The 23815-nt window shown below is 69.2% G+C and carries 18 protein-coding genes, 2 pseudogenes and 3 CRISPR repeat arrays; of the genes and pseudogenes, 3 read left to right on the forward strand and 17 right to left on the reverse strand.

Features of this window, described 5'->3' with window-relative positions; genetic code table 11:
- Positions 1-30: 30 nt before the first annotated feature.
- Positions 31-342 (reverse strand): DUF5955 family protein, encoded by a 312-nt coding sequence (locus H5J33_RS02330; protein ID WP_181793109.1) that lies wholly within the window; start codon positions 340-342, stop codon positions 31-33.
- A 184-nt stretch (positions 343-526) separates the two neighbouring features.
- Here H5J33_RS02330 and H5J33_RS02335 point away from each other — a divergent pair, with 184 nt between their 5' ends.
- Both H5J33_RS02335 and aceB read left to right on the forward strand, forming a co-directional pair.
- Positions 527-1135 carry an NTP transferase domain-containing protein gene (locus H5J33_RS02335; protein ID WP_181793110.1) on the forward strand — a complete coding sequence of 203 codons (609 nt, stop codon included), beginning with the start codon at positions 527-529 and terminating at the stop codon, positions 1133-1135.
- 184 nt (positions 1136-1319) lie between these two features.
- Complete coding sequence (gene aceB / locus H5J33_RS02340; protein WP_181793111.1) at positions 1320-2945, forward strand: malate synthase A; 1626 nt, start codon at positions 1320-1322, stop codon at positions 2943-2945.
- A gap of 104 nt (positions 2946-3049) precedes the next feature.
- Here aceB and H5J33_RS02345 read toward each other — a convergent pair whose 3' ends face one another.
- From H5J33_RS02345 to H5J33_RS37055, 5 genes are all read right to left on the reverse strand, one after another.
- Positions 3050-3964 carry a HipA family kinase gene (locus H5J33_RS02345; protein WP_181793112.1) on the reverse strand — a complete coding sequence of 305 codons (915 nt, stop codon included), beginning with the start codon at positions 3962-3964 and terminating at the stop codon, positions 3050-3052.
- Between the two features lie 447 nt (positions 3965-4411).
- Positions 4412-5842: direct repeats of the CRISPR family, unit length 29 nt; unit sequence GTCCTCCCCGCCGACGCGGGGGTGTTCCG.
- A 288-nt stretch (positions 5843-6130) separates the two neighbouring features.
- Complete coding sequence (locus H5J33_RS02350) at positions 6131-7162, reverse strand: tyrosine-type recombinase/integrase (RefSeq protein WP_309485290.1); 1032 nt, start codon at positions 7160-7162, stop codon at positions 6131-6133.
- Between the two features lie 252 nt (positions 7163-7414).
- Complete coding sequence (locus H5J33_RS02355; protein ID WP_181793113.1) at positions 7415-7708, reverse strand: AlpA family transcriptional regulator; 294 nt, start codon at positions 7706-7708, stop codon at positions 7415-7417.
- Between the two features lie 313 nt (positions 7709-8021).
- Positions 8022-8705, reverse strand: a complete 684-nt coding sequence (locus tag H5J33_RS02360) for a hypothetical protein (RefSeq protein WP_181793114.1) — start codon at positions 8703-8705, stop codon at positions 8022-8024.
- Between the two features lie 693 nt (positions 8706-9398).
- Positions 9399-9536, reverse strand: coding sequence for a hypothetical protein (locus tag H5J33_RS37055; RefSeq protein WP_258564833.1), 138 nt, complete (start codon positions 9534-9536; stop codon positions 9399-9401).
- Between the two features lie 11 nt (positions 9537-9547).
- Between H5J33_RS37055 and H5J33_RS37060 the strand changes: the two genes are divergently transcribed.
- Positions 9548-9733, forward strand: a complete 186-nt coding sequence (locus H5J33_RS37060) for a hypothetical protein (RefSeq protein WP_258564834.1) — start codon at positions 9548-9550, stop codon at positions 9731-9733.
- Between the two features lie 606 nt (positions 9734-10339).
- Positions 10340-11223: a CRISPR direct-repeat array (repeat unit 29 nt; unit sequence CGGAACACCCCCGCGTCGGCGGGGAGGAC).
- Between the two features lie 17 nt (positions 11224-11240).
- Here H5J33_RS37060 and cas2e read toward each other — a convergent pair.
- From cas2e to H5J33_RS02420, 11 genes and pseudogenes are all read right to left on the reverse strand, one after another.
- Positions 11241-11558 carry a type I-E CRISPR-associated endoribonuclease Cas2e gene (gene cas2e, locus H5J33_RS02370; RefSeq protein ID WP_181793115.1) on the reverse strand — a complete coding sequence of 106 codons (318 nt, stop codon included), beginning with the start codon at positions 11556-11558 and terminating at the stop codon, positions 11241-11243.
- Positions 11558-12001 (reverse strand): annotated as a pseudogene (locus H5J33_RS02375) (CRISPR-associated endonuclease Cas1); the annotation flags it as partial. The gene cas2e and the pseudogene H5J33_RS02375, both read right to left, overlap by 1 nt.
- Positions 12002-12281: 280 nt before the next feature.
- Positions 12282-12926 carry a type I-E CRISPR-associated protein Cas6/Cse3/CasE gene (gene cas6e, locus H5J33_RS02380; RefSeq protein WP_181793116.1) on the reverse strand — a complete coding sequence of 215 codons (645 nt, stop codon included), beginning with the start codon at positions 12924-12926 and terminating at the stop codon, positions 12282-12284.
- Positions 12923-13228, reverse strand: a complete 306-nt coding sequence (locus H5J33_RS02385; RefSeq protein WP_181793117.1) for a hypothetical protein — start codon at positions 13226-13228, stop codon at positions 12923-12925. The genes cas6e and H5J33_RS02385 overlap by 4 nt, the downstream gene beginning before the upstream one ends.
- A gap of 185 nt (positions 13229-13413) precedes the next feature.
- Entirely contained in the window at positions 13414-14238 is an 825-nt protein-coding gene (cas5e, locus tag H5J33_RS02390) for a type I-E CRISPR-associated protein Cas5/CasD (protein WP_181793118.1), read from the reverse strand.
- On the reverse strand, positions 14235-15410 hold the full coding sequence (cas7e, locus tag H5J33_RS02395) for a type I-E CRISPR-associated protein Cas7/Cse4/CasC (RefSeq protein WP_181793119.1): 1176 nt from the start codon (positions 15408-15410) through the stop codon (positions 14235-14237). The genes cas5e and cas7e overlap by 4 nt, the downstream gene beginning before the upstream one ends.
- Positions 15411-15434: 24 nt before the next feature.
- Positions 15435-16109, reverse strand: a complete 675-nt coding sequence (gene casB, locus H5J33_RS02400) for a type I-E CRISPR-associated protein Cse2/CasB (protein WP_181793120.1) — start codon at positions 16107-16109, stop codon at positions 15435-15437.
- A 61-nt stretch (positions 16110-16170) separates the two neighbouring features.
- The gene (casA, locus tag H5J33_RS02405; protein ID WP_181793121.1) at positions 16171-17748 is read right to left on the reverse strand and encodes a type I-E CRISPR-associated protein Cse1/CasA; all 1578 of its coding nucleotides are present in this window, start codon (positions 17746-17748) and stop codon (positions 16171-16173) included.
- Between the two features lie 64 nt (positions 17749-17812).
- Positions 17813-20518, reverse strand: a complete 2706-nt coding sequence (locus H5J33_RS02410) for a CRISPR-associated endonuclease Cas3'' (protein WP_181793122.1) — start codon at positions 20516-20518, stop codon at positions 17813-17815.
- A gap of 516 nt (positions 20519-21034) precedes the next feature.
- Positions 21035-22101: direct repeats of the CRISPR family, unit length 29 nt; unit sequence GTCCTCCCCGCCGACGCGGGGGTGTTCCG.
- Positions 22102-22400: 299 nt separating this feature from the next.
- The gene (locus tag H5J33_RS02415; protein ID WP_181793123.1) at positions 22401-23354 is read right to left on the reverse strand and encodes a YihY/virulence factor BrkB family protein; all 954 of its coding nucleotides are present in this window, start codon (positions 23352-23354) and stop codon (positions 22401-22403) included.
- A pseudogene (locus tag H5J33_RS02420) lies at positions 23355-23815 on the reverse strand (hypothetical protein); the annotation flags it as partial. It lies immediately after the preceding gene.

Here is a 23815-nt window from a genome sequence, read left to right on the forward strand (position 1 = left end):
CGGACCGGCCCCGCCCCTGTCGACGGCCGGCTAGGTCCGCGGGGGCTCGCCGAACAGGTCGACGGCGGCGCGCACCTGCGACAGCCCCCGGGCCAGTGCGCTCATCGAACCGATCGCGCCGGCGATCAGCAGCAGGGACGCGCGCAGCCGCGGGATCTCCGGGGCGCCTGTGGCGGCCATCGCGGCCAGGGCCGCCAGCTCCTCCTCGGCTATCGCCCGGTCGGGGAAGTCCGCCGGCAACGCGGCGAGCCGGCGGCGCAGCCGGGACACGGCGGTACGCAATTCCGCCACTCCAGGGTCCTCGTCGATGCCGGTCACCGGCCTCTGCCCCAAGCTCCGCAACGCAGCCCTCCCCGTCGGCACGCCCTTGTGCGCGGGCCAGTAAACGCCACCTCCGGGCCCGAGCGCCACAGCGCGGACCGAAATTCAGCCCAACGGAACCGGTACCGCGCACGTGGCCGGTTCCCGTCGCCGCCGGCTCGCGGGAGTTCGGCCGGTTTCCCTCGCCGCCGGGTATGCAGGAGCCATGACGGAGAAGCGGGAACTTCACGGGGAGGTCGCGGGGCTGCTGCTCGCCGCCGGCGGCGGCCGGCGGCTCGGCGGACGGCCCAAGGCACTGCTGGAGCACCGGGGGCGCCCCCTGGTCGAGCACGCGGTGGGGGTGCTGCGCGCGTCCCGGTGCGGGCGGATCCACGTGGTGCTGGGCGCGGCGGCGGACGAGGTGCGCGCCCGCGCCGAGCTGGACGGCTGTGTGCTGGTGGACAACCCGGCCTGGGCCGAGGGCATGGGCTCCTCGCTGCGCGCGGGACTGGCCTCGCTCGCCGGTACGGGGGTGCGCGCGGCACTGACGGGCCTGGTCGACCAGCCCGGCATCGGACCGGCCGCGGCGGCCCGGGTACTGGACGCCTGCCGGGACGAGCGGTCGCTGGTCTCGGCCGCCTACGACGGGGTACGCGGCCATCCCGTGCTGTTGGGCGCGGCGCACTGGGCGGGCGTCGCCGAGGCGGCCACCGGCGACCGCGGGGCCCGGGACTATCTGCGGGCGCACCGGGCGGAGCTGCGGCTCGTGGAGTGCGGGGACGTGGCCGAGCCGTACGACATCGACACCGAGGCGGACCTGGGCCACCTTGAGTGAACGGGGTGGCACCCAGCGCCACCTTCGCTCGACTCAGAGAATCTCGACATCAACACACCATTGAAGTTCCACGATGAGGAAACTACTATCCACTGTTCAGAAGCGTCCGACCGCACAGTGGGCGCTGTCTGTCCTATTCGTGCCACTTGGCACCCGGTGCCACCGCTGAAGGAAGTGACAGCTCATGTCCGCACCAGCGCCGTCCCCGCTGGCCATCGTCGACGCCGAGTCCCTGCCCCGGCAGGAGGAGGTCCTCACCGACGCGGCGCTCGCCTTCGTGGCGGAGCTGCACCGGCGGTTCACCCCGCGCCGTGACGAACTCCTCGCCCGCCGGGCCGAGCGCCGCGCCGAGATCGCCCGCACCTCCACGCTCGACTTCCTGCCGGAGACGGCCGCCATCCGCGCGGACGACTCCTGGCAGGTCGCCCCGGCCCCGGCCGCGCTGAACGACCGGCGCGTCGAGATCACCGGGCCGACCGACCGGAAGATGACCATCAACGCGCTCAACTCGGGCGCGCGGGTCTGGCTCGCCGACTTCGAGGACGCCTCCGCGCCCACCTGGGAGAACGTCGTCCTCGGCCAGCTCAACCTGATCGACGCCTACACCCGGAACATCGACTTCACCGACGAGCGCACCGGCAAGTCGTACGCGCTGCGGCCGAACGAGGAGCTGGCGACCGTCGTCATGCGCCCGCGCGGCTGGCACCTGACCGAGCGGCACCTCGTCGACGCCGACGGCACGCCGGTCCCCGGTGCCCTCGTCGACTTCGGCCTGTACTTCTTCCACAACGCCCAGCGCCTGCTCGACCTCGGCAAGGGCCCGTACTTCTACCTGCCCAAGACCGAGTCGCACCTCGAAGCCCGGCTGTGGAACGAGGTGTTCGTCTTCGCCCAGGACTACGTCGGCATCCCGCAGGGCACCATCCGCGCCACCGTCCTGATCGAGACGATCACGGCGGCGTACGAGATGGAGGAGATCCTCTACGAACTGCGCGACCACGCCTCCGGGCTGAACGCCGGCCGCTGGGACTACCTGTTCTCCATCGTGAAGAACTTCCGTGACGGCGGTGCCAAGTTCGTCCTCCCGGACCGCAACGCGGTGACGATGACGGCCCCGTTCATGCGGGCGTACACCGAACTCCTGGTCCGTACCTGCCACAAGCGCGGTGCGCACGCCATCGGCGGCATGGCGGCCTTCATCCCGTCCCGCAAGGACCCCGAGGTCAACAAGGTGGCCTTCGAGAAGGTCCGCGCCGACAAGGACCGTGAGGCGAACGACGGTTTCGACGGCTCCTGGGTCGCCCACCCCGACCTGGTGCCCATCGCCATGGAGTCCTTCGACAAGGTCCTCGGCGACAAGCCCAACCAGAAGGACCGGCTGCGCGAGGACGTGCGCGTCGAGGCGGCCGACCTGATCGCCATCGACTCGCTCGACGCCAGGCCGACGTACGAGGGCCTGGTCAACGCCGTCCAGGTCGGTATCCGTTACATCGAGGCCTGGCTGCGCGGGCTCGGCGCCGTCGCCATCTTCAACCTGATGGAGGACGCGGCCACCGCCGAGATCTCCCGCTCGCAGATCTGGCAGTGGATCAACGCCGGGGTCGAGTTCGACAACGGTGAGAAGGCCACCCCGGAGCTGGCCCGCAAGGTCGCCGCCGAGGAACTCGACGCCATCCGCAAGGAGATCGGCGAGGAGGCCTTCGCGGCCGGCCACTGGCAGGAGGCGCACGACCTGCTGCTCCAGGTGTCCCTGGACGAGGACTACGCCGACTTCCTCACCCTGCCGGCGTACGAGCGGCTGCGCGGCTGACCGTCACGGCACGCACGGGCCCGGGGACTTCCCCCGGGCCCTTCGTCGTATCCGGTCGTTTCCCGGTGTTTCCCGGTGTTTCCCGGTCGTGTCCGTACCCCGGCTCAGCCCAGGTGTGCGGACCAGTCCTGCTCCGCCGCCGGCTTGCCGTGCAGGTCCGGGACCCGCTTCAGCCAGTCCGGGCGGCCCGCCTGGGTCCGGGCCGCGCGGGCTGCCTCCTCGGCCGCCAGCTGGTCCCGGCTCGGGAAGTCGGTGGGCAGCCACTCGGCCGAGAGCCGCACCCGGTCCAGCAGGTAGCCGACGTAGGCGTCCCGGACGTCGTCGGGCGTGGCGAATCCGGCGTCCTCGGCGAGCCAGGCGTCCGGCACCTCGGCGACGATCCCGCGCAGCAGTTCCTCGGTCACCCGGGGCGCGAGCTCGGCGTCGGCGGCGCGCACGTCGGGGCCGTAGTGGCCGAGGGCGTGGTGCCGGAAGTCGTACCGCCGGCCCGGGGCCGTGGTGTCCCAGCGGTGGTGGAAGACGAGGGCGGCGCCGTGGTCGATGAGCCACAGCCGGGCCGGCGCGGTGCCGAGCGTGGGCCAGACCATCAGGTTGGAGCTGTGGACCGTACGGTCGACGTTGACGGTCAGCGCGTCCAGCCAGACGATCCGGCCGGCCTCCAGCGGGTCCACCGGGAACGTCCGGGCGATCTCCGGGGTGAAGTCCCGGGCGCCCGGCAGATAGTCCAAGCCGAGGTTCACGCCCGCGCTGGCGCCGTGCAGGTCGCGCACCTCCTGGTGCGGCTCGGCGGCGGCGATGACGGGATCGAAGTGCACGAGCACCAGCTCGGGGAAGCGCAGCCCGAGCGCCCGGGCGAGCTCCCCGACGATCACCTCGGCGACCAGCGCCTTGTGCCCCTGCGCGGAGCCGGTGAACTTGACGACGTACGTGCCGAGATCATCGGCCTCCACGACCCCGGGAACGGAGCCACCCGAGCGCAGGGGTTCGATATAGCGGGTCGCGGTGACTTCTCTCAGCACTTTCGAAGGCTCCCCACTCGCCGGCCTTGCATTCCATGGTCTCGTCCAAGGCGCCGCAGTCCGTGCATATGTCCACGATGAGGCCTGGGGAGAATCTGGGGAGTTTCGACCGGCACGCTCGTGTCCCCTCCTCCCCAGCAGTCCATCGATCGTGCCGGAGGCTCCTGGCTCCGCCTCAAGGCACGAAGTGAGCATAGTAACCAAGCGTGACAGCCGGGGGCGGACGCCCGAGGCATCACACCGGCGCCACTACGGACCCCTCAGCACGCCCCCCTTGGCACTGGCACCCGTCCGCGTCCGGTACCGCGCTCAACCATTGCCCGCTGCCAGCGCTATCGCCGTTCAGCCCCGGTAGGCTGACATCATGCGGCCCCACCCACCCCGAACCCGCACCTCCTTGAAGGCAAAGAAAAGGCAAAGCCCCTTTTAAATGCCAGGTCAGGAAGGGTCCTCCCCGCCGACGCGGGGGTGTTCCGCTCGTCCTCGACGTCGGCCGCAAGGGTGGGACGTCCTCCCCGCCGACGCGGGGGTGTTCCGCCGGGCGCTCAGCCCTTGCCGTGGACGACGAGGTCCTCCCCGCCGACGCGGGGGTGTTCCGCAGGCCGGATGGCACACCACGGAGGCCTGGACGTCCTCCCCGCCGACGCGGGGGTGTTCCGGTCACGACCCCGGTCAGGACCATCGCGCACTGGTCCTCCCCGCCGACGCGGGGGTGTTCCGTGGTTCTCGCCGGGGCTGGTGGGCTGCCAGCTGTCCTCCCCGCCGACGCGGGGGTGTTCCGTTGTCCCAGCCCTTGCCGTGGGGCCACTTGGCGTCCTCCCCGCCGACGCGGGGGTGTTCCGCACAGTTCGCAGGGCAAGGTCTACAAGGACATGTCCTCCCCGCCGACGCGGGGGTGTTCCGTCGGCACTGGCCTGCCGGTAGGAGCGGGGCGGGTCCTCCCCGCCGACGCGGGGGTGTTCCGCCCCGCCCGACGGGATGTTCATGGTCGGCTGCGTCCTCCCCACCGACGCGGGGGTGTTCCGCAGCTCGCCATGTTCGGCAAGGGGTTCGCCGCGTCCTCCCCGCCGACGCGGGGGTGTTCCGCTCTCCCAGGGGTCCTCGTTCTCCCAGGCCTCGTCCTCCCCGCCGACGCGGGGGTGTTCCGCCTCGCCGCGTAGGCGCCGGTTGTGTTCGGCCGTCCTCCCCGCCGACGCGGGGGTGTTCCGTCACAGTGACGCGGTACCGACCGCTGGCCATGGTCCTCCCCGCCGACGCGGGGGTGTTCCGATCGCCCAGAACCTGGCGCCCTACGAGGACGCGTCCTCCCCGCCGACGCGGGGGTGTTCCGCCTGCCCAGTGGGCCACGTCGCCGTTCATGACGTCCTCCCCGCCGACGCGGGGGTGTTCCGCCCTGCCAGCGTGGGCGCCGAGGGGCCCGGCAGTCCTCCCCGCCGACGCGGGGGTGTTCCGTACGAGCCGTTCCCGGGCCGGGGTTTCTTCCAGTCCTCCCCGCCGACGCGGGGGTGTTCCGCGGGGCTGGTCCCTGGCAGATGGGTCGGACCAGTCCTCCCCGCCGACGCGGGGGTGTTCCGTCCCGGAGGATGATCGCGACCTCCCAGACCTCGTCCTCCCCGCCGACGCGGGGGTGTTCCGAGCGGGGAGCAGGAGAAGGCGGCCCGGCGCGGGTCCTCCCCGCCGACGCGGGGGTGTTCCGGAGATCATCGGCGACGCCATCCGCAACGCCGCGTCCTTCCCGCCGATGCGGGGATGTTCCGCAGAGGGCGAGCCGAGAACGACTTGCCCGCACGTCCTCCCCGCCGACGCGGGGGTGTTCCGGCCGCTGGGTCGACCCGGACCTGTCCCGTACCGTCTCCCCGCCGACGCGGGGTGTTCCGCCCCCCGAGGGCTGGCGATGTACGCGGGCGTGTCCTCCTCGCCGAGGCCGGGGGTCGCCTGAAGGCGGCCTCCCAGGACTCCAGATGCCCCGGTTCCGGGCGTATGTAAGGAATCATCGTTTGAACGCGATGCGGGGCAGCATCGGGCCTCACGGGCTGCCCAAACATCCGTCAGCCCGTATCAATCACTCCGCGTGTCCACCGCATTGACGGGCCGGCGTCACGTTGCCGCCGGGAGCTGTTCTCGGCGACGGCTTCCCTGCGGAGAATCTGGGAAGTGACGACTGACTCACTCGTGTCCGTCTCTCCCCAACAGCCTGTCGATGGCCGTGCGCCCCTTGATACCTGCCTCCGGCATGAAGTGAGCATAGTAACGAAGGGTGATAGCCGGAGAGGAATGCCCGAGCCATCGCGCCAGCGTCACCACGGACTCCCCCGCCTCCAACATGATCGAGGCGTAGGTGTGCCGCAGCACGTGGAAGCCGTCCTTCGGCGCCGCCGCCCACTGCCACTGCTTCGCCCCCTGGGGGCGCGGCGGAATGATGCCGGCCTTGGCCAGCGCGGGTTTCCACGTGTAGGTGTTCCACGTGTTCACCGCTATGGCGTTGCCGAACCGCGTGGTGAGGAGAAGGGAGAACTTCCTCCGCTGCCCGCCCGCCTCGGGCTTCCCCCACGGAAGCTCCACCTCTACCGGTGGAAACGCCTCGACATGACGCTTCAGATCCTCGGCCACCGAGGAGGGCATATCGACGGTACGGGTCTTCGCCCCCTTGGGCAGAGCGAAATACAAGCGCCCTTTGAGCGCCTGCACTTGGCGACGGACATGAATCACGCCTCTCGCGTAATCGATGTCCTCCGGGCTCAGCCCGAAGACTTCGCCCTGCCGAAGCCCACAGCCCAGGCCCAGCACGACAGCGATCCGGTTTCGCGGGCTGATCGCGTCACGGACCCGGAGCGCCCTCTCCAGCGGCCACGCTTCGCGTCGCTCCTCGGGGGCCTTGGGCCACCGTACGGACTTCGCGTGCATGGGGTTCCTGGCAAGCCGCTTGTCGTCGACGGCCGCTTCCAGGATGCTGGACAACTCGGAAAGGATGCCGCGCTGGTAGTCGACCGAGTCGACAGTGGCATCCAGCTTCGCTATGTAGGCACGAAGGTCCGATGCCGTGATGCTCCTGAGCGGGAGCTGACCCAGGTGCGGAACGATGTGGAGCCGCGTTCTGCGCTCCCGGTTGTCCTGCGTCTTCGGAACGCCCCCTGTGCCTGGCGCCCAGTGCTTCGCGATGTAGTCGGCCAGCGTGATGGAGCCGTCGCGAGGGTCCACGAACTCCCCGCGCTCCTCGTCCGTGGCTGCACGGCGAAGCCACGCCTTCGCATCTTCCAGGGTCTCGAAAGAGCGGTCCCGGACACCGGGGATGCCCGCGACCTTGTACCGCAGTCCCTTGCCGTAGCGGGCGGTTCTTTCCCTCTTCCCGGTTACCGGGTCCTTCTTCTTCTTGAGCCATCGGTCCTCGATGTAGCCGGCCAGGTGAACTCCTTGTCGACGGGGATACGAGGTGCTGCGCCTGGGGGCACCTCAGGCGCTGCGGGTGCGGCTGAACCGTTGCTGTGGGGGGATACTCACCGGGTTCAGAGCGGTGTTGGAGCGTGAGTCGGCCTGTTCCTGGTCACGGATCCAGGCGTCGAGGGTCTCCCGTCGGTACATGACGCGACCGCGAGGCCCCATCCGGAAGCTCGGCGGTCCCTGCCGCCGGTGCCGCCAGACGTAGAGAGTCTGCGGTGAGAGACCGAGGTACTCGGCAGCGTCCTTCAAGGTGAGGAACGCTGCGCCAATGGGGGCCCGCGAAGGGGCAGGCAACGAATTCGGCATGGGGGTTCTCTGCGCGGTGAAGGGTGGAGGATGGATGGGCGGTGCGTTGTTTCTCCGCCCATCCCGTGAATTTGCGATGTGACTGGGGTTCTTCCCCGACAGGCGCCAGCGCGCCCCACAGGCAGCGGGCAACGGTGGCCGTCGCGCGAAGAACGGGAGAGTCAAGACAACTTCGAAGCGGCTCTACTGGTCTCAGGCGACGACGGCCATCTGTCTGCCCGGTTGGGGAGCACGGGGCTCCCCAACCACCGGCTTTTACCCGGAGGCTGTCTGGTCCGTGGTCAACCCGCAGTTCGCTGCATTGCTACGGACTTCAGGGCAGCACGCTTGGGTTCATCCGCTGTGCTGATCGGCGAAGGCGGCTTCGATAAGGTCGTTGGCGGCTTCCCTCGACTGCTGGAAGCAGTCGAGGGAAGCGTCGTACGAGCGAGGACGCGCTGACACCGACGCGCTCGGCGACCATGAGGACGTCCAGGGCCGTGCGGTGATCCTTCAGCCACGTTGAGATGCGGGCGTCTCGCAGGTCGCCGACGCTCCTGGCGAGTGGTGAGTCGATCTCGTGGGTCTCAAGGACCGCTTCTCGCGCTTGACGCCACACCTTGCGGTAGATCGCCCCGGACAACGGCAGCCCGTCCTCGCGGGTGAACATCGCATCCTCGGGGCGTAGTCCTCGGCGTGCGACCTCGGCCCTCAGGATGTCTACGAGCTCAGGACACGCAGGAACGACTCGCGGGGCACCCGTCACGTTGCCTGTGTGCGCGTCGATGCCGCTGAGCGGGCGCGGGCGGATCAGAAGAACGCCGGATTTCTCGGTCAGGCGCATATCACGAACCCGCAGCACAAGCGCCTCCTGGGGCCTCAGTGCTGCAAAGGCGACGGATGACAGGAAGGCCCGCAATGTACGCCCGTTCCGCGCCCGTTGGCCAACCCATTCCAGAAGGGCATCACGCTGCAGGTCCGATGGGAGGGACTTTTCATCAACAACAGCAAGTGACATAGACGGAACTCCTCGTACCTGGGGATGGACATGCTGCGGTGCAGGGTGCTGGGGCGTGCCCGCAGCGACCTGTTAAATGCTCCGCAAGATCGCCGGTTTACCCAACCGGCGATGTCGTGTTAGAATCCGCCAGCCGATCACTACTTGGCTTGCAACAGCCCGCCGCGAGGGGAACCGTCAGGCCCCGCCCGGGAACAGACAGGCCAGGGACCGGCGGCACCGTGGACCGTTCAGGCGAGAATTGTGATGCGTCTCTGAACAGCGCTTACCCAGCTCTCTTCACTGCGACGTGATCAAGGTTGGCATGCCCCTGGCGATCAGTTCCAGTCTTCTGGCCACCGAATTGGTCTGCCGTCGGCGAACTGCCCTCAAAACGCCCGGGACAAGATCTTGCTGAAATGGCGGCACCCGCAGCGCTTCAGTTTCAGTTGGCGCTCGGTCAGTTCGGGTGGACCTTGAGTGCTGACCCCGTTTACGATGCCGGGCCGCAGACGATGGCCGTTTGAAGGCGCGGAGCACGTGGGTCCGAGCGAGGAACGGGAGCACTAGGAGTTGCTGCCAGAAGACGGGCTGGGGCCACTACGGTTCGGGATGAGCCCGGCGGAGGTCCACCTCGCTCGCGGCCTCTGAGCCACGAACGCGGGCGGGCAGCCCCTCCGGGCAGGAAGACGTCGCCGACGGAGTGAAGGCGTTCTACGACACGGGCAGCCCTTGGCGTACATGGCCCTGGACGCGGTCACGGGCCCGCAGGTCTTCCTGGCGGGCTTTGCCCTCGCCGGCTGCGACCCCGAGCAGGCGCACCAGTTCCTCCCCGACTACCCCACCGAGCACGAAGTCGGCTGTTGTACACCCTCGACGGCTCCCTCACCCTGACCGACCTGTGGATTCTTCTGCGATCACAGAAGGGCGATGTCACGCGTCTGTCGCGGCCGGTCTTCGGTCAGGAGGACTGGCTGGAGTCAAAGCACTATCGCGATCACCTTCCTCTGGAAGGCGTCTCGGCCACCGATACATCGCCTTGGCTGTGATGGGAGCGTTGCCGCTGCCGCAACGGGACTGGCTCGACCGGTATGACGATGAGGCCGTTGAGGAGGGTGCGGGCGTTCGACCGCGGATGCGGCCGATGGCCTTCGGGCATTAATCGAAACATTGCTGCCGCGCCGGCCGCAGAAGGCATCCCGGTCGAAACAGGTGGATGACCGGTTGCACCCGCAAGGCTTCCTGCAGACGGTCGATGACGGTGTCCGCTAACAACTGTGCCCAGAGGCAATATAGTTCGGACCCGGACGGACCTGGTGGTGCGGGTTGACTCAGTGGCACACGAGGAAGGCATCTTCGAGCTGCTGCACCGTAACCTGCTCGCCAAGTCACACGAGGCCGACACCCCCGACTGAACGCGGGCTTGCGTGCGCGCCCCGCCCATTCGCGCGAAGAAGGGCGAGGCCCGCCCCGTCGCAGATCGACCGCGGGTAGACCGCCATTGCAGCCAGACAACAGCGACGGCCTCCGGAGCCGCGTGCCTTTCCTGCCGCATACCGGAGGCACACATTCGAGGCGGCGCCGCACTACTCCTCGAACGCCGAGACACCCCTGCACCGGCGGGAAAACTCCGCCGTGCCAGTGATCTACACGACCGTCACGCCCCCGCCCCGGCGGGGAGGACGCCCAGCAGTTCCTCGCGCGTCACCGCGTCGTATGAAACACCCCCGCATCGGCGGGGAGGACCCGACGGGGCGTCCGCTGGTCGGGCCGTGCGCTGGAACGCCCCCGCGTCGGCGGGGAGGACACGGCGGCCGGGCCCAGTTCGACCTCGCCCGTCGGAACACCCCCGCGTCGGCGGGGAGGACGGGACGCGCACCTCGCCGGTGTCCCGCGACACCGGAACACCCCCGCGTCGGCGGGGAGGACGAGCTGACGGCTGCAGAGAAGCGCCGTGAGGTCGGAACACCCCCGCGTCGGCGGGGAGGACAGTCGGTCGGCCCCGGTGATGACCAGAGGGTTCGGAACACCCCCGCGTCGGCGGGGAGGACCCGGGCTTCGGATGCGGGACAGGCCCTCCGGCCGGAACACCCCCGCGTCGGCGGGGAGGACGTGCTCCTCGATGCCTTCGGCGCCACGGTCACCGGAACACCCCCGCGTCGGCGGGGAGGACTACGACGCCATCCTCAAAGGCAGCTCGCCGGCCGGAACACCCCCGCGTCGGCGGGGAGGACGTCGGCCGCAGCTTGGGCGAGGCGGATGCCGCCGGAACACCCCCGCGTCGGCGGGGAGGACGGGTGCAGCGCGGGCAGTCCCGTCGCCTCCAGCGGAACACCCCCGCGTCGGCGGGGAGGACTGGGCGCTCGGACCGAGCAACCGCTCAGTCGCCGGAACACCCCCGCGTCGGCGGGGAGGACTCAGCGGTCGCGCAACCGCTGGGGCCGCCTTGCGGAACACCCCCGCGTCGGCGGGGAGGACCCATGGGCCACTCCCGCGACAAGGTGCCCATGCGGAACACCCCCGCGTCGGCGGGGAGGACCCTTTCTGACCTGCACACTAAGAGGGGGTTTGCGTTTTCTTTACCTGGGGTGCGGCGGTCATGCGGATCAGGGTGAGGCCGTCGAAGTCGACGGGGGTCCGGCGGCGGGTTCCTGCGGTGCGGATGGCGTAGCCCTGTTCCGTGGCGGCGGGGTAAACGAGGATGGCAGCGCCGTCACCGACAACTTGCGTGACGGCGTGCCAGAGTTCGTCGCGGACGCGAGCCGAGACGCTGCCGACGAAGATGCCGGGGACTACTTCGCTGGTCCATCGACTGAGGGCGCCGCGTAGGTGGGTGGGGACCACGGTGGTGGCGATGACCACCATGGAAGGCATCAGTGGCCTCCGTTGGCGTAGTTGACGCCTGCTGGGAGGACTCCGGTTTTGGGGTCCCAGAGGTGGACCATGCGTACGTCATGCCGTTCGGAGGTTTCTTCGTCGGTGTCGTCGTCGGTTGCTGCGGTGTGGGTGTGGGGTGGGGTCAGCAGGGACTGGACATCGCGGATGATGCGGGGCAGGAGTCGGAGGTCTTCGCGGAAGCGGCGGCGGGCTTCCTGTTCGGGGTTGTCGGAGTTGTGGAGGGCGAATGCGAGGGGCAATGTGGTGTCGGCTTTGTAGAGGTCGGCGAGGTCGTGGACGAAGGCGTACTGTGTGCCGGCGTGGACGTAGCCGAGGGCCGGGGAGAGGCCGAGGACGAGGAGTGCTGCGTGGACGATTCCGTACAGGCAGGTGTTGGCGGCGGACAGGGCGAGGTTGACGGGGTCCTGGGTGTCCCATTGACGCAGGGGTGTTTCGCGCGACGAGATGTGGCTCGCCACCAGGGCGCTGTCTTCCCCGCCGACGTGGGGGTGTTCCGGAGTGGGGCGCGCTGATCACGCACATCGTAGGGTCCTCCCCGCCGACGCGGGGGCGTATGCCCTGGGCTCAGACACCGGTGAGGGTTTGGACGACGCAGACCATGTCGAGGTACGGGAAGGACAGGGAGTCCGCGATGCGCGGATCTGGCAAGGGTAGTGGCGGCCAAGCGTTTGTGGGCCTGGCCGCCGTCGGAAGGTGGGCTCATGCGGCTGCGCGCGCGAGGCTGAGGAGGCCGGCGCCGTAAGACTTGGCTCGTCCGATGCCGCCCAGTACGGCTTGGGCAAGGGCGTCAGGGTCGATGACGGTGGCGGTGCCGTCGTAGCGCACCAGGTGATGCCGCACGGCGGCGTTGTCGCCGCGGCCGTGCGCGGCAGCGAGCGGAGTGGGCAGCGCGGTGATCAGGTGGAGTCCGGCCTCGTGGGCGCGGCGTGCCCACCACTGGTCGGCATCCGGGCCGGTGAGCGCGATGCGTTTGCCGCGCTGACCCTTGTTCTCCAGCGGCAGGCGTTCGGTTTTGACCGGGTTGACGACGATGCGGTAGTGGACGGTGAGGCCCTTTTGGAGGGCGTTGAGCATCGGGGTGAGGTCCTTGACGTCGGCTTGGCCGTAGTCGTCGGGCAGGCGCGTCGGGTCGAGGACGGCGGCTTGGACCAGGAGCTGGCTGAAGGTGTCGGTTACGTCGAGGCGGTACAGGAGGCCGGCCGCCTGCCGAGGGCTGTCGCCGAGACCGTCGGGGACCAGACGCATCAGGGTGCGGTGCATTTCGTTGGGGTTGTGCAGGTCGCGCTGGACGGCGCGGCTGTGGGGATTGAGGCGGATGCGGGCGAGGGCCGCGCCGGGGCTCATGCGGCGGCCTCCTTCATGGCGTAGTCGCTCAGCTTTGTGGGCAGGGTGCGGGGCCGGTCAGGTGCAAGGGGAAACGTAGTCGACGAGCCGGCAGCCGGGCCGGTCCACCCGTACGGTGAACGCCGGGCCGCGTAGCGGTGGAACGCGCCTGTGTCCTGGTGGGTGACGCTCTGCGCGGTGGCGAACGGGCCGAGCAGCGCGGAACAGGTGGGGAGCGAGGCGGTGTCCCGGTCAGGAGTGAGCGCCGGGCGTTCGCCCCGGGGTTGCCTCGGGTCGGCCGGCCGGAGCGCGAGTGCGTTCATGCCCGTGCCTGAGCGGAGAAGGCGGTGTCGATGAGGGCGTAGCAGGAGTCGTGCGCCGCTTCGGGCACGTCGGGGAACATCTGCACCGGGCGGTGGCGCGGTCGAGAGCCTTGCACATTGCCGCTCAGGGCTCGGCGGGCCTGGTGAGAGCTGGGCGAGGGCATGATGAAGGTCCGACCACAAAGTCACCGGGGGTTCCTCTCCGGTGTCGCGAAGTGGGTGTCGATGTAGTTCTGGAGCTTCTCCAGGTAGCCGGTGCCGAAGCCTTCGTAGGCGGCGTCCGGCAGGTGCACGGCGCGCCGGTACAGCGGCCGAGGCCGGTACTGGCGTGCCAGCGGGGCGAACGACGTCGGCTCGTCGGTGACTTCGCCGCTGTGGTGATCTCCGTCGCCCTTGTCCGGGGCGTCGGAGTTCACGGGGAGCGCACCGAGCGGTCTGTCGCCGTAGAACTCAATGGGCTGTGGGCCGTTGCGCGGCCTCTTGGCCATCAGGGGCATCTGTACCAGGTGGCGCAGCGGGTCTTCTACGCATCCCAGCAGGATCGGGCCTTCCGGCGGACAGGACCGGCGGCCGAGAAAGAGGGGCCAGTACGGGTCACGCAGGGCAGCGGCGCATGCGTGCAGCAGCGCTTCGTCGTCGGATGTCAGCGCGAGCGTGAAAGCAGCGTCGGCTAGGTACTGGCGCTTGGATATCAGAGTGCTCTTGCGCTCGGGGCGGTGTTTTCCATCGACGGTGATCACTGTCTCATCGGCGGGCAGTCCGCCGCCGACGGTGTGGAAGTCGGACAGCACGACACCGGGCCGGTCGACACGTACTGTCATCGACAGCTCCGTGAGGTCGTCCACGGACGCCTGGCGCACTCGCCCGAGACCGGCGGCAAGCATGCCCACGATGCCGGACCGGGTGGGGAATCGGGCTGTGTCGCGCCGCGAGTACTTGCTGTGCGTGCCCCAGGACTGGAGTGGGCCTGCCAGACGCAGCAGCAGCCCGCGGGAGGGCCTTTCGGTCACTGCGGGGCCTCGGCGAGAGCGAAGTCGACGGTGGCGGTGACGAGAGCCTTGAAGGACGAGTGACGCTCGCCGAGGTGCTCCAGCTTGTCGAACTGGAGGGAAGCATGTGCCGCGTGCAGAACGCGGTCGGGGCCGAGGAGGGTGTTCGCGGCTTTGGCGTACGCATCGATGCCCTCGACGGAGCGACCGACGTAACCGCCGTGTCCAGCAGACCGCACGGGTTCTTCGAAGGCTGCGGCGAACGACAGCGGCCGGTCGGAGCGGACCGCCACGTGGACCAGGTGCGGGATGGTGTGCGGGGCGGTGGAGTTCTTCTTCGCCTGCGGCAGGGACTCGATGAAGGAGAGCAGGAACTGGCTGACGAGCTCGCGGGCGGCATCGAGAGCGATGTTGGTGTCATCGCTTAGATTCTTGATGAGTTCCTTGAGATCGACGGTGGCGAACCGGTAGAAGGTGCCGGTGCTGTACTCGGCAGTGCCCATGTGGCCGCTGCCGGTTTCATCGCCCTTCGCCTGGGTGACGTCGTCGACAGCTGCGAAGTAGTCGAGTTCGACCTCGGTGGTGTGCGTGGTGAAAGCGTGCGCGACCTGGACGGCGCCGTCGACACTGGCCTGGTCGACCTCGGCGAGCATGCGGCCGAAGAGGTTGATGACTCCGTTCTTCTTGAGGAGGATCTTGTCGATCTTCCCCTTCAGAGCGCTTTCGGGCTTGTTCTTTCCCTTGCCGGTGAAGTCGGTCGTGAGCGCGTCCTTGTGGGCTTCGGCGATGTCGGCCAGGTCCTCGACCGCGTCTTCGGGGAGGTAGACGAGCGCGTTGGTCAGGACCTTGTTCGTGATGGGCTGCTTGTCCTTCCCCCTGGCCACCTCCCACTTGATGCTGCTTCCCGCCGCAACATGCGCACCCGCACGTTCGGCAAGCGCCTGGTCCCACCCACGGCCACGAAGCGTCTCGGCGACCCGCTCGCCGATACGGCGTGTGCGCAGCGCGTTCTCGCCGAGCGCGTCCTGGAAGTGCTCGCGGATGGCCCGCTTCCAGGACTGGCTGGAGATACGGGTGCGCAGGGCGTCGCCGTAGAGCATGCTTTTGACCGAGTTGGTGTCGTCCCGATTCAGGTTCGCGTAGGGAACGGGCTGGACGACGTGGATGTCGATGAAGCGTGGCCTGAGGTCCATCGGGATCTCCTGTGGGTGAGGGGGTCAGTCCTGGTCGGCGCCGGCCGTGATCCGGTAGAAGTCCTGCAGCCAGCGGCGGCTGATACGCCCCGACTGGTATGGCCAGTCGACGAGGTCTGCCAGCAACTGTCCCCAGTCGATGGAGGTGCCGGTGGTGCGTACCTGATTCACCGCAGCAGGCAGGTGCAGGTGGATACCGCGGAGGCTCTGCCGCGTCAGGAGGCTGATACGGCTCTCCGCGGCGCTCTTCCGCATCGACGCGCCCTTGGCGATGACGGCTTGGCCCAGGGCGGCACCGAACGAGGCACCATACGGGGTGGGCCCGGGCGGAATAACCTCCTCGTCCGGCTCCCCGTCCTGCAGAGAAGTCTGCTCTTCTGCCGCCACGTGTTCGTCTGCGGTGTCTTCGTCGTCTCCCTGGTCGGGTGAGAAGGTGTGTCGGGGCTGGGCCGCGATCAGCGCGGCCACCGTGTAATGGGCCTGCGCTGTCTTGTCGTCGCACCCTTCCGGCAGTCGCGGCGTCAGCAGCCGATGCATGGGGCGTGTGCGCGGGTGGTCCAGGTCGCGGCGCAGGCCCGCGCGCAACGCCGCACGGGCACCGGGGTCTGTGCGGCACAGGCGTTCGATGTGCTCGGTGAATGCGGCATACGTGGCGCGATTCCTCTGCCGCTTGCTCGCTTCAGGGGCTTGGAAGGTCACAGCTTGTCCTCGGGTCGGCGGGTGACGGTCACGGCTTTGGGGCCGCACTTTTCGTCACCGGTTACTCCATCGCCTTGTGTGGGTCTTTCAGGGCGGCGAGGATGATGGCCTTCGCCGTGGTGACGGCCTTCGCGCCCCGTGGTGTGTGCGTCACGGAGCCGGTCACTGCCTCGTAGGCGTCCAACGCGTGCCGCCCGAAGGCCCGGCACGCGGCCTCGAAGTCGAATCCGGTGTCCATGGCGCTGCCAGAGCGTGTCAACTTGCGGAACCGCGACCAGAACTCGTCCTCTGCCGACGGCCAGTATCGTGCCGCGACCGCGTCCAGCCAGGCACCCGGATCGTTGTCCCTGTCCCCCGTGTACTTCAGCCAGGCTTCCTTCGTGGCCTGCTCCAGCCGGTCCCCGAAGAGCTCGCCGAGTTCACGGAGCTGGCGTACGGGCCGCTCGGTGCTCGCCGCGTCCTCCTCCACCCGGGACAGGAGCACCGGGGTCACGGAGTCGACGTACTGGTGGTTGCCTGCCTGGCTGGCGTCCTGTTCGAAGCCGAGCGCGCGTACCCGCACGTACTCGCTGACGTCGAAGGTGTGGTCCATGACCCTCGGCTGGATGGGGCTTGAATCATCCAGTTGCTTGAGCAGAAGGGCGTCGATGTCCCGCCACAGCGAACGGGAGGAGGAGGCGAGCCGGGGGAACGTCTTCCCGTCCTTGGCTATGTCCCAGATCAGGTAGTCGTCTTCCGGTCGGATCCGCTCGGCGTCATAAGCCCAGGTGATGTACGCGTCGGCCGTATGCTCACCGTCCGGGGCGGGGACGAGACACAGCGCGTGCTGTGAACAGGCGGTGAGCCGTGAGCAGGGGCCCTGCGGCTCGGGCATCGGCGCAAGCGGGTCCGGGAGGTCCTTGCGCTCCCAAGGACACAGGTCGGTCAGCCGGCTGACGTCGCCGTCCGGTGGGGTCAGACCTGCCAGCAGCGTCAGGAACAGGTTGTCGCACTGAGGGTGATACGACAGCGCGGCTCGCAGTGGTGAAGCCTTCGCGTAGTGGCTCCTCACATGCCCGACCGCACGCCTGGAAAGGGCACCCGGGTCTCCCCAGTAGTGCCAGGTCAGCAGCGACAGTGCCGCCTGCGAAAGGTTGGGGAGTACGGGGCTGTCGTGGCTCCAGTGCTCGAACCAGGAGTGGTTGTTGCCCGCTGCCCGGCTCATGACCAGCTTGTGGACGCCGGCCGTGTTGTTTCTGTCGCACTGGTCGGGGAGGCGGGGGTCCTGGAGCCACGGACGATCGCGATCGAACAGGTCGAAGCGGTGGCGCCACTGACCGAAGTAGCCCTCGATGCCGGCCTTGCGGCCGTCAGGCAGTTCGATGCTCTGCTGAGGGAATCCCTGTTCGAGGACTTGTTCCCGCCGGTCGCCCCAGCTTCCGGGTCCTGCCTCGTCCAGAGCGGTGATCCGGGCGGTCAGCGCGTACAGCACGCGCAGGAGCGCCGAGTGAGCCGGAGCTTCCGGGATCAGCAGAGTGCGGATCTCTCGCGCGTGCACAAACAGATCCCTGAGACCCACTTCAGGTGGGCCCGACTGCCCCTCCACCCATGCGACCGGAATCCATGGCCGGTCGATCAGATCGGACGCAGACGTGGTCACGCCCCTCCCCCCATCGGTGCACGTCACCGAATACTAGAAGGACAGGCGGGGAGGGTGCAGGCAGTTAAGGCAACTGCTCAACGATCAGGCCCAGTTCGCTTACGCGGAAACGGTGCCTTTCGCCGGCCCGCACCCATGTGCCGTCTTCCGGGGTCATGTTGAGCCGGAGGACGGGCTTGAGGGCAGCCATGCCGCGCCAGGCACTGTTCGCATCGCCCGCCACGCCGTGGACGAGTCGCCGCGGTACCGGGATCAGGTAGGGGACAAGCTGGCCCGGCTGCTTCGGTCTGCGCGTCTTGCGATCAAGCACAAGCTTCTCCGCGAGGACCCCGTCCTGAAGGAGAGACCCCGGGTACAGGCACACCACATGCACCATCTCCTCACCGAGCACGCAGGAGAGCAGTTCGGGCTCCATACCGGGATGATCGCGGCTCAGCAGGCCGAGGTCGCCATCGAGTTCCCGCGGCCCAGGCACCTCCAGCCAACCCGCAGTACCGGTGGCTCTTCGTTCTCGGACCGTCCGCCGGTTGTCAAGCTGCTGAAGCTCACGCGCCGCAGCCTTCCCCAGCCCGTCGACAAGCTCGTCGGCATACACCTCGTCCAACAGCAGGGGCACTTCTTCCGGCATGGAAACCGTCCTGCCGGCCCCTAGGACCATGTCAGTACGCCGCACCAGCGCGGCGTCGTCCAGTTCGGACTTGTCGTCCGCTCGGAGCACCACGAGCCGCGGCTGGTCACCCGCGCTCTGTGCCGCACGGGCCAGCAGGTTCACGAGCGGTGCCGGCCCCGATACGACGAGGTCGAAGCGCAGGCCCCTGACATGTTCCAGCATCGGCGTCGTCACCAGCACGCAGGGGCCGCTGACGCCGCCGTCGGGAGAGAAGGCGCTCCGGCAGGCCGCGAGACGCTGCCATCGGTCCTTGTTGCGCATCTGTTCATGGACCAAGGTCACATCGAGGCCGGGCAGGTCCTGCGAGAGCTCACGGAACGTACGGATGGCTTCCGCAGACGTCGACCGGTAGACGACGGCCCTGCCGCTGCCGGCCGCGACCAGGGGTGCAAGAGCCGCCTGGATCTCTTCGCACGGCGCACCGTCAAGCACCTCGATGCTGAGCGTGCTAGCACGAACGGCCACGGCAGGCTGCCGGGGCAGGTGCCCGCCTCCGCACTGAGCATCCACGAACGACCACGCCGGCAGCGGGCGAGGCTGCACCATCGGCTCCTTGCTCCCTCCAGCGCCACGGCGATAGGCCGCCAGCATCGCGTCCACCGACCTGTCCGCAGACATCGCGGCCAGGACGACGGGAATCCGCAGCGCGGCGGCCCACTCCAGAAACCGGAGCATCAGCTTCTGCCCCCAGGCACCGCGGGCATGGGCCTCATCCACCACGACGACCTTGCCGGAGAGGGCAAAGAGCCGCATCACGTTGAACTTCACCGGCATGACCGCCTGGAGAAGCTCGTCCACCGTCCCCGTGCCGAGCGCGGCCAGGAGCGCGCGGTGATGGGAGTTGAGCCAGCTGTTCGCTGTCGGGGCCCACTCCTCACCAGGCTCCGCGCTGACATCACCGGCCGCATTTGCATGCGCCCACTGCTTCGCGGCTTCCGCCGGCTTCAACCGCGAAGAGCTGTGAAGCAGGAGCGACCGCCAGGGGCCCGTCAGGGCCTGCTCAGCGAAGGCGTGCACCTGCGCCATGTGGCTGTCGGCCGCTGAGCCGGTCGGCAGCGCATAGAAGAGACCGCGCGCGTGCGCTGCATGCCCAAGGACCGCCGCTGCACGAAGAGCTGCCTCCGTACGCGCCTCCGACGGCGAAGCCGTCACTACCACCAAGCCCGGCCCGTGGTCGGCCACCAGATCAGGCAACTGGCCTGCCACGCTCGCCACGAGGCTGGTCCCACCTGCACGCTGAACCGGGTCCGGCCGGGCGAAACCCGTCCCGAGCAGGTCGGTCCGCTGCACCAGACGGGGAGCCGCCGCGCGGGCGACCTGCCAGTAAGCGTCTAGGTCTTCAGGAGTTCCAGCCCATCCCTCCTGCCTGAGCCTGGCCCGAATCTCTTCGTCGATACTGGCCAGCCAGTCCGACAGGATCACCAACCCCGTCAGAACGACAGCCGCTCCCGGCGTCATCCGCCCCTGCGGAACCGACTTCGCCCCTGTCACTCTGCGCACCTCATCGAAGTGTTTGCGCCGCTGTTCCTCCCACCTGCCCGTGCCCAGACCGGGGTGGCGGGCGACAGGACACCTTGAATCCTTGTCGTAGACCACCGGGTGGAAGCGACCGCCGTGCCCACCGAGCATCTGGGCCACCGCGTGACTGAGCTGGGACTGCGGACGCCGCTTCGACGACGGATAGCCGATCTCCGCGAAGATCCCCGCCAGCCACCAGTGTGCTGCCGCCTCGTGCGACTGCCTGTCCTGCGCGGCGCCGGCCGCGAATCCGTACCCCTGCTCACCGCTCAGCTCCTGTGCCAGCAGCTCTCCGTCCGCGTACTTCGGGCCGTTGCGGTGCAGTTGGAACGGCACACTGATCTTCCCGATATCGTGCAGCCCCGCCCAGAACGCCGCGAGCGCCCGCGCCTCCTCGTCCGGAACCTGCAGCGCCCCGACCACCATGCTCCGCTGGTGCGCGGTCAGCAGCTCATCCCAGACGACCTCAGCGACGGCTGCCGTATCCAGCAGATGACAGATCAGAGGGTGCGTGCGGTGATCCCCGCGGGCGTTCTTGCCCAGCCCGGCAGCCTTGCCCCACAGGCGGGAGTCCAGAGACATGGGGTGCTCCTCGTCGCGGATCCAGTGCAGGTGTGCCTTCGTCCCGCTGTACCTATTCGAAGGCCGGTGCCGGCGGGGTAATTTCCTCAACCACTGCTACACCAACGGGTTTCCGCCGTAGAGTACATACCGCTGCACGCCTCCCTGGGAGGTGCGCGGAACCTCATTGGCTCACCAGGCAACGGCAACGCCGAGAAGAACGCACGACCCTCTCGAGGGATGTGGCGCAACCTCGGCTCTGTCTGCGCTCTGGAGATACAGTGTCCCGGTTCCTGCACAAGTTCGCCCTGCGTCGCAAGGTTCTTCTCGAAGCCTCACGCGTAGTGGTCAGCGCGGTGATCCGTGCCCTGATCAGCGAACTCGTCAGCTGGCTCATCTGAGCCAACGGTGACGGATCCCAGGGGTCCGTCACCTCTTGTTTCAAGACGATCGCCGCTGGCTGAACACGTTCCGCGCAGCGGGATACCCAGCAGGACGAGACGTCCGGCTACAAAAGGGAGCCGACCCGCGCGTTCGGGTCCTCCCTGCGACGCCGGGGTGCTCCGTCCCCTGACCGGCTGAGGCCGCCCTGCTGGCGTCCTCTCCGCCGCGACGCGGGGGTGAGCCGTGCGTGGACGCGGACGGCAAGGTGATGCACGGGTCCTCCTCACCGACGCGGGGGTGTTCCGAAGCCGCTCAGAGCGGTGTAGAGCGGGTCCTCGTCCTCCCCGCCGACGCGGGGGTGTTCCGTAGCGAGGGATGGGTTCGGGGTAGACGCCGGGGTCCTCCCCGCCGACGCGGGGGTGTTCCGTCGCCCCACCAGCCCGCCGACTCGGCCCGGTGGTCCTCCCCGCCGACGCGGGGGTGTTCCGGTCATGCGGTTCAACGCGGCCAAGCTGGGCGGGTTCTCCCCGCCGACGCGGGGGTGTTCCGACAGGCAGTTGGATGTCGTCGTCCGGATCCGAGTCCTCCCCGCCGACGCGGAGGTGTTCCGGGCACGCCGTACTGCTCGGCGTGCGAGCGGGCGTCCTCCCCGCCGACGCGGGGGTGTTCCGCTGCGGCGGGTGGCGCTCTGCATCTCGCCGAGGTCCTCCCCGCCGACGCGGGGGTGTTCCGGTCACCCGGGAGATCGGCGAGGCGGTGCTCGGGTCCTCCCCGCCGACGCGGGGGTGTTCCGCCTGGTCAGGTGTGGCTCGTCAACCACCCGTCGTCCTCCCCGCCGACGCGGGGGTGTTCCGATCGCCGGTCATCTGGCCGTCCTGAGTCTGGAGTCCTCCCCGCCGACGCGGGGGTGTTCCGCCGATCGATCTCGGGAACGATGGTCTGCACGTGTCCTCCCCGCCGACGCGGGGGTGTTCCGCTCTTCTGGGGCATCACCACGGCCGGGGCCACGTCCTCCCCGCCGACGCGGGGGTGTTCCGCCGGAGGCTCTGAAATCGCCCCGCAGGATCTGGTCCTTCCCGCCGACGCGGGGGTGTTCCGTGAGGCGCGGTCATCGGTGCCGCTGCGTACGGGTCCTCCCCGCCGACGCGGGGGTGTTCCGTTGAAGACCCCGAACGCCGGGACTCCAGCACCGTCCTCCCTGCCGACGCGGGGTGTTCCGCCCCCCGAGGGCTGGCGATGTACGCGGGCGTGGCCTCCCCGCCGAGGCCGGGGGTCGCCTCAAGGCGGCCTCCCAGGACTCCAGGTTCCCCGGTTCCGGGCGTATGCAAGGAATCATCGTTTGAACGCGATGCGGGGCAGCATCGGGCCCCACGGGCTGCCCAAACATCCGTCAGCCCGTATCAATGAGCGTTTTCAGCGCTGACGCTCCAGGGTGAGGATGGCCGCGGCGATTGACGACAGGCGGTTCTGTCCCCGTCGGCCGGGGAGCATGCCCGCGCGAGGCGGCCCGCGTGATCGTTCAGACTCCCGGATCGGTTTCGACCGGACCCGGGCGCCGGGCACGCACCGCTTCCAGCTGGGCGGCGAAGGACAGCCCCAGGAAGAGCGCGACGGAGGTCAGATAGGCCCACAGCAGCAGGGACATGAAGGCGCTCAGGGGACCGTAGACGGCGTCGAACGAACCGCTGACGTCGAGATAGAGACTCAGCAGCCAGGTCAGTGTCGTCCACAGCACCAGGTACACCGCGGCACCGAAGGCGAGCCATGTGTAGCCGGGCTGTTTCCGGCGCGGTGCGCGGCGGAAGACGGTACTGGCCGACACGAGGGCCAACAGCAGGCCGAACGGCCAGCGCAGGACGGTCCAGGCCCGCTGGGCGCTGTCGTCGAGGTGGTAGACGGCCACCGCCGCCGAGGCGAGGTCGTCCCCGGCGACCATGACGACGGACCCCAGGCCGAGCGGCAGTCCGGCGCTGACGGACATCACCAGGCCGCGCAGATACTTCCGGTGGAAGGGGCGGTCGCGTTCGTTGCCGTAGATCCGGTTGGCACCGCGCTCGATCTGGCACATCGCGGTGGTGACGTTGACCAGTGAGAAAACGGCACCGAACCAGAGGGCGACTGCGGCGCCGTCGCCCGCCGTGCGCCGGCTGCGGCCGAGCGCGTCGTCGACGACACCGGCGCTGGGGCCCCGGGCGATCCTGTGGATCGTCAGTTCCGCGAGCCTGCCGATGTCCTCCGTGTGCAGCGTGGTGGACAGGCCCACGAAGGCGATCGCCAGGGGGACGACGGCGAGAACCGTCTGGAGAGCGAGGGCGCGGGAGTGACTGAACCCGTCGGCGTAACGGAACCGGACGAAGGCGTCCCGCAGCAGCCGCCAGCCGCCGTAACGGCGCAGCGCCGCCCATGCCTCGTCGGCGGACAGTTCTTCTCCGCTCATGTCCCGTGTCTCGGGGACCTTTGTCGCGGTACCCATTCACTTCCCCCGTTCCGGCAGCGGTACGGTCAGGGCGCCGGGCCCGGCCTCACCGGCCGGGCGGCGTCCCGGCGTCACCGGGCCGCCGCCCGGTTCCCGCGGCTGAGCGGGCTCGAGGACGGACTCGGCACGCCGGAAGCCGCGGTACTCGACTGGCGCGCCCGCCGAGGGGCCGCCGCGCGCGTAGCCGGTGTCCGCTGCCGGTGACGACCTCGCCGCCCTGCCGCGCGGCAGGGCCCGTACGGCACGCGTCCAGCCCCTCGGCCCCTGCGGCTCCGGCAGCAGCAGGTCGAGCCGCCCGTCGTCGGGACGGGTGCCCGGCAGCGATGTCGTCCCGCCCTGTACGGCGCCGGCGTTGCCGAACGGCACCACGCGGTCCGTAAGACGCGGTGGCGGGGCGTCGCCGGGGCGGACGCCGTGCGGGTGGTAGTTGCCCATGACGTCGCCGACGACACGGGCGC

The sequence above is a fragment of the Streptomyces sp. WELS2 genome, from assembly GCF_013870595.1.
GTDB lineage: Bacteria > Actinomycetota > Actinomycetes > Streptomycetales > Streptomycetaceae > Streptomyces.

What these genes read in the sequence shown, in the direction of transcription:
- H5J33_RS02335 (WP_181793110.1), top strand. Translation starts at nt 527, where the DNA reads ATGACGGAGAAGCGGGAACTTCACGGGGAGGTCGCGGGGCTGCTGCTC.
- aceB (WP_181793111.1), top strand. Translation starts at nt 1,320, where the DNA reads ATGTCCGCACCAGCGCCGTCCCCGCTGGCCATCGTCGACGCCGAGTCC.
- H5J33_RS02355 (WP_181793113.1), bottom strand. Translation starts at nt 7,708, where the DNA reads ATGCCGAATTCGTTGCCTGCCCCTTCGCGGGCCCCCATTGGCGCAGCG.
- H5J33_RS02360 (WP_181793114.1), bottom strand. Translation starts at nt 8,705, where the DNA reads ATGTCACTTGCTGTTGTTGATGAAAAGTCCCTCCCATCGGACCTGCAG.
- cas2e (WP_181793115.1), bottom strand. Translation starts at nt 11,558, where the DNA reads ATGCCTTCCATGGTGGTCATCGCCACCACCGTGGTCCCCACCCACCTA.
- cas6e (WP_181793116.1), bottom strand. Translation starts at nt 12,926, where the DNA reads ATGAGCCCCGGCGCGGCCCTCGCCCGCATCCGCCTCAATCCCCACAGC.
- H5J33_RS02385 (WP_181793117.1), bottom strand. Translation starts at nt 13,228, where the DNA reads ATGAACGCACTCGCGCTCCGGCCGGCCGACCCGAGGCAACCCCGGGGC.
- cas7e (WP_181793119.1), bottom strand. Translation starts at nt 15,410, where the DNA reads ATGGACCTCAGGCCACGCTTCATCGACATCCACGTCGTCCAGCCCGTT.
- H5J33_RS02410 (WP_181793122.1), bottom strand. Translation starts at nt 20,518, where the DNA reads ATGTCTCTGGACTCCCGCCTGTGGGGCAAGGCTGCCGGGCTGGGCAAG.
- H5J33_RS02415 (WP_181793123.1), bottom strand. Translation starts at nt 23,354, where the DNA reads ATGGGTACCGCGACAAAGGTCCCCGAGACACGGGACATGAGCGGAGAA.